We start from the raw sequence: 860 nt of genomic DNA, 5'->3' as shown, positions 1-860 counted from the left end.
AGAGCCTGTTTAAATTTTGTTCAGCAACATTCTTATTGCAGCAAGTTTCACCATCTCCTCTGCCGAATCGAACGTAAATTCGTAGTTTCGGCAGAGCCTCCTATAATTATCAAACCATGAGAAAGTTCTTTCCACAATCCATCTCTTTCCTATTGGTTTAAAGCCGTTTGACTTGTTTCCGCTTACAATGACTTCAAGCGCATATCCGAAAACTTTTTTAATTTTGGCAGCCACTTCTCCCCTATATCCGGCATCCGCCAAGATAACTTTGATATTGCAACAAAGCTCCTTCAAACATCTGGCCAACAGGTAAGCGGCCTTTCCGTCATGTACGCAAGCTATTGTTACCATGACAGCTATCAGGAAACCGTTCTTGTCCACGACAACATGACGCTTAATGCCCTTCACCTTCTTATTGCCGTCAATGCCATTGAGAGAACGGTTATCACCCCAGCGGACGCTTTGACTGTCCATAATACCCACGCTCGCTTCGGCTTTTTGACCTTGCTTGACACGGACTTTCTCACGTAAATTATTCAGCAACAAGTCAAATTCACCCATGGAAGACCATTTGCGATAATAGTAATAAACCAGTTCCCAAGGGGCAAAATGGGAGGGGAGCATACGCCATTGGCAACCCGTTTTCACGAGATAGAAGATGGAATTCCATATCTCACGCAAATTATATTTTCGTTTTCTTTCTTGCAGGTTCAAGATTTTCTTGATAACTTGCCACTGTGTTTCTTCTAAATCCGTCGAATACATAAAATTATTTCAAGTGTGGTAACTTAAAAATAATCATTTTCGAGGAAAGAAGAAACACTCTTTCAATATCAAACTTGAAAATTTAAACAGGCTCT

At 40.9% G+C, this 860-nt stretch carries 1 protein-coding gene; it reads right to left on the bottom strand.

Annotation, left to right across the window (positions count from 1 at the left end):
• Positions 1-9: 9 nt before the first annotated feature.
• The gene (locus tag DWY55_RS21850; RefSeq protein WP_004292393.1) at positions 10-765 is read right to left on the bottom strand and encodes an IS5 family transposase; all 756 of its coding nucleotides are present in this window, start codon (positions 763-765) and stop codon (positions 10-12) included.
• Positions 766-860 lie beyond the last annotated feature (95 nt).

The organism is Bacteroides sp. AF25-38AC, from assembly GCF_003602995.1.
GTDB classification, from domain to species: domain Bacteria; phylum Bacteroidota; class Bacteroidia; order Bacteroidales; family Bacteroidaceae; genus Bacteroides; species Bacteroides uniformis.
This window is presented reverse-complemented; position numbering and strand designations above follow the sequence as displayed.